This is a genomic window from Mesorhizobium sp. M2A.F.Ca.ET.037.01.1.1, from assembly GCF_003998075.1.
GTDB lineage: Bacteria > Pseudomonadota > Alphaproteobacteria > Rhizobiales > Rhizobiaceae > Mesorhizobium.
The window spans coordinates 1-3,302 of record NZ_RZSA01000766.1 but is presented as its reverse complement, the minus strand read 5'-3'; the positions used below and the strand labels follow the sequence as shown (position 1 = coordinate 3,302).

Annotated in this window: 4 protein-coding genes; 1 reads left to right on the top strand and 3 read right to left on the bottom strand. The window is 64.2% G+C overall.

Annotation, left to right across the window (positions count from 1 at the left end; genetic code table 11):
• From EOA27_RS28600 to EOA27_RS42365, 3 genes are all read right to left on the bottom strand, one after another.
• Positions 1-240, bottom strand: a 240-nt coding sequence (locus EOA27_RS28600) for a hypothetical protein (RefSeq protein ID WP_127257805.1), incomplete at its 3' end; no start/stop codon positions are given.
• A 292-nt stretch (positions 241-532) separates the two neighbouring features.
• Complete coding sequence (locus EOA27_RS28595) at positions 533-979, bottom strand: YcgN family cysteine cluster protein (protein ID WP_095817408.1); 447 nt, start codon at positions 977-979, stop codon at positions 533-535.
• 182 nt (positions 980-1,161) lie between these two features.
• Positions 1,162-1,803 carry a hypothetical protein gene (locus tag EOA27_RS42365; protein ID WP_245491184.1) on the bottom strand — a complete coding sequence of 214 codons (642 nt, stop codon included), beginning with the start codon at positions 1,801-1,803 and terminating at the stop codon, positions 1,162-1,164.
• On the opposite strand from EOA27_RS42365, the gene EOA27_RS28590 reads away from it, so the two are divergent.
• On the top strand, positions 1,774-3,302 hold a 1,529-nt coding region (locus EOA27_RS28590), incomplete at its 3' end, for an OmpA family protein (RefSeq protein WP_245491183.1). The genes EOA27_RS42365 and EOA27_RS28590 overlap by 30 nt on opposite strands.

Below are 3,302 nucleotides of genomic sequence, written 5' to 3'. Positions count from 1 at the left end.
GTGGAGGCCCATGCGCTCGGCCTTGTCGAGCGCGCGGTCCGGCGAGCAGCCGCGCCAGCCGCGGTCACGGCGCCAATCGCGGCGGTAGTAGCCGTCGTCGTCGCCCGTATAGACGCCGAAGCGCGGATCCTGGTTGTTGCCGAAACCGAGATAGAGGCTGTCCGCATGCGCCGGGATGGCGGCCAAGGTGCCAAGCCCGACAATAGCCGAAAGGGCTGCCGTCTTGATCTGGTTGAACATTGTCTTCTCTCCTTGTTGTGGGCTTTCGCCCGTAGAACCGATCATTGGAAAATGCCTTTTTGCACCTGAACTTTCCGCGAACCGGCCGTTCATGTCCGGTTCATATAAGCGCGAACCCGCCAGGGTTCGTCGCTCGCACTCAAAAACGCCACCCCAGGAGTTCTAAACGCGAACCCGCCAGGGTTCGTCGCTCCCCGTGAAAAGTGCCGTTCAGGGTTCTAAACGCGAACCCGCAGGGCGTCGTTCCTCGCCACAAGTGCCCCTCAGCGGTCGTCATCAGGATGCGAACCGGCTACGGTTCATCGTCCAATATATAATCAAAATAGTCGTCCGGCTCGGCCAGATCGGTTTCCTTGGCCTTCACCCGGCCCTGGATCGAAATGCCGGCTTCATGCACGGTCGCAGCACTTCCCGAAACGAGCCTGTGCCACCAATAGAGATCATGGCCCTCGGCGATCAGCCGGTAGGCGCAGGTCTTGGGCAGCCAGGTGATGGTGCGCACGTTCTGCGGCGTCAACCCGACGCAGTCGGGCACCCTTGTCAGCCGGTTTGCATAGTCGGAGCAACGGCAGCTTTCGGCGTCGAACAGCCGGCAGCCAACGCTTGTCCAGAAGATCTCGCCCGTATCCTCGTCCTCGAGCTTCGACAGGCAGCATTTGCCGCAGCCGTCGCAAAGCGATTCCCACTCGGCCGGGGTCATCGCCTCAAGCGTCTTGGTTTTCCAGAATGGCGCGGTCATGGGGGTGGATTTGGCCCTCCGCGGCCTCCCGGTCAAGCGCTGCTGACCCAGTGACCCGGTATCAACATTAGAAAGACACGAAATTGCCTTCAAAAGGCCGGCCGAACATCCTTGGCTGGCGTCAATGCCCTGTAACGGAACCAATTGCGGCTGATGAAAGTTTGGGCAGGGATGGGACCCCATTAGGAGAAAATGATATGAAACGCCAACCACGGATTCTGGCGGGCACGGCAATCGGTCTGCTTATGGCATCCGCGCCGTTGGGCGCGTACCCGCTGCAGGGGGGTGTCGCTTCCGGCGGCCTGCACGGCGCACCGTTGATATTGGCTCAGGCCGCTTGCGCCGAAGGCCAGTCGGCCGAGGAATGCGCGCAGGGCGGAGCCGAACAGCCGAAGAAGAGGAAGCGCGAGCAGCAGCAAAGCGAATCGGCGCCGGCAGCCGAGCAGGCAGCACCTGCCGAGACCGAGCAACAGCCGCGCAAGAAGCGACATGAGCAGCAGCAGATGGACAATGCCCAGTCCGGGGAAGCCCCGGCCGAGCAGCAGTTCAAGCCGCGCAAGAAACGCGACCAGCAGCAGATTGAGGCAGCACCCGCCGATCAAGGCGGCCAGCCCGCGACCGACGAGCAGCAGTTCAAGCCCCGCAAGAAGCGCGACCAGCAACAGCAGATCGAGGCCGCGCCGGCCGACCAGGGTGGCGCACCCGCGACCGAGCAACTGCAGCCGCGCAAGAAGAAACGCGATCAGCAGCAGCAGATCGAGGCTGCGCCGGCCGACCAGCAGCCCACGGAACAGGTGGCGCCGGCTGCCGGTGACAAGCAGCAAGGCAACCAGGGCCGCAAAAAGCGCAAGCACAATCAGCAGCAGAGCGAGCCCGCCGGCCAGGCCGGCGATCAGGTCGCGCCGACCGACCAGGCCGCCCCCGCCAACGACAATCAGCAAGGCGGCAACCAGTTCAAGAAGAGGCACAAGCAGAACCAGCAGGGCGAGACCGCCCCGGCCGAGCAGACGCAGACCAACGAGCCGGCCAAAAAGCTGGCGCCGGCGGGTGAGCCTGTGCCGCAGGCCGAGCCACTGCAGAATGGCGAGCAGCCGGTCCAGGGCGAACAGGCCCAGGACAGGAAGAAGCGCGGCAAGAAACCGACGGCCGAACAGCCGGCGACGGGTGAGCAGCCCGCGACCGGCGAACAAACCAAGACCGGCCAGCCCACGACCGGCGAGCAGCAGCCTGTCACCGGTGAACAGCCGGTCACCGGCAATCAGCCCGCGAACAACAACCAACCGGCCGCCGGCGGCAATGCCGCGCAGGGTGAAACCGCCAATCCCAACGAAGCGCCGGTTCTGGACAGCCAGAAAGATGCCTTCCGCAAGCGTCGCGGTGGCCAGAATGGTGGCGCCCAGAACGACAACGGCCAAGCCGGCAATGGCCAGAACGCCAACCAGGCCGGACAGCAAGGCGGCGAGCAGGCGCAGCAGCCGGCTCCGGTCGATCAGGGCCCGCCGCCCTCGGACGACAAGTCGGCGCAGCAGGCGATCAAGCCCGAGAGGATCGTCCCGGTCGACCAGGAGAAAGGCAAGCGCATCGAGCTTACGCCGGAACAGATCGTGCGCGAGCGTCGCCGGCCGCAGGGCGCGGATGTCGTCAAGCAGTTCGGCGACCGCGTGATCCTGCAGTTCAACAACCAGACGTTCGTGGAAAGCAACGAGGCGCCTCGCATCACCCGCGGCGCCAGGGATGTCTACTACGAGGATCTCTCCGGCGGCCGCACCCGCGAAATCGTCGAGCGCGACAACGGCGTCAGGATCATCACCATCCGCAATCGTAATGGCGACGTCATCCGGCGATCGCGCATTACGCCGGATGGCCGCGAATATGTGCTGACCTATGTCGACGAGCGCTACTACAACGATGTCGACGAGTGGCGCGATCCCGGCGACGAACTGCCGCCGATGCGGCTCACCATCCCGCGACGGGACTACATACTGGATTCGGAGGAAGTCGAGGATCCCGACGAGTATTATACCTTCCTCGAGCAGCCGCCGGTGGAGAGGGTGCAGCGTCTCTACTCGATCGACGAGGTGAAGCGGTCGGCCCGCGTGCGCGATATCGCTCGGCGTATCGATCTCGATACGCTGAACTTCGACTTCGGCTCGGCGACGATCTCCGACACCGAAGTGCAGAAGCTCGATGGCGTTGCCAGCGCCATGGAAAAACTGCTCAAGAAGAACCCGGCCGAGACCTTCCTGATCGAAGGCCACACCGACGCCGTCGGCACGCCGGAGGCAAATCTTGCCCTCTCGGATCGTCGTGCCGACGGCGTCGG

Coding starts and splice junctions, on each gene's coding strand:
- EOA27_RS28595 (WP_095817408.1), bottom strand. CDS start 979: ATGACCGCGCCATTCTGGAAAACCAAGACGCTTGAGGCGATGACCCCG.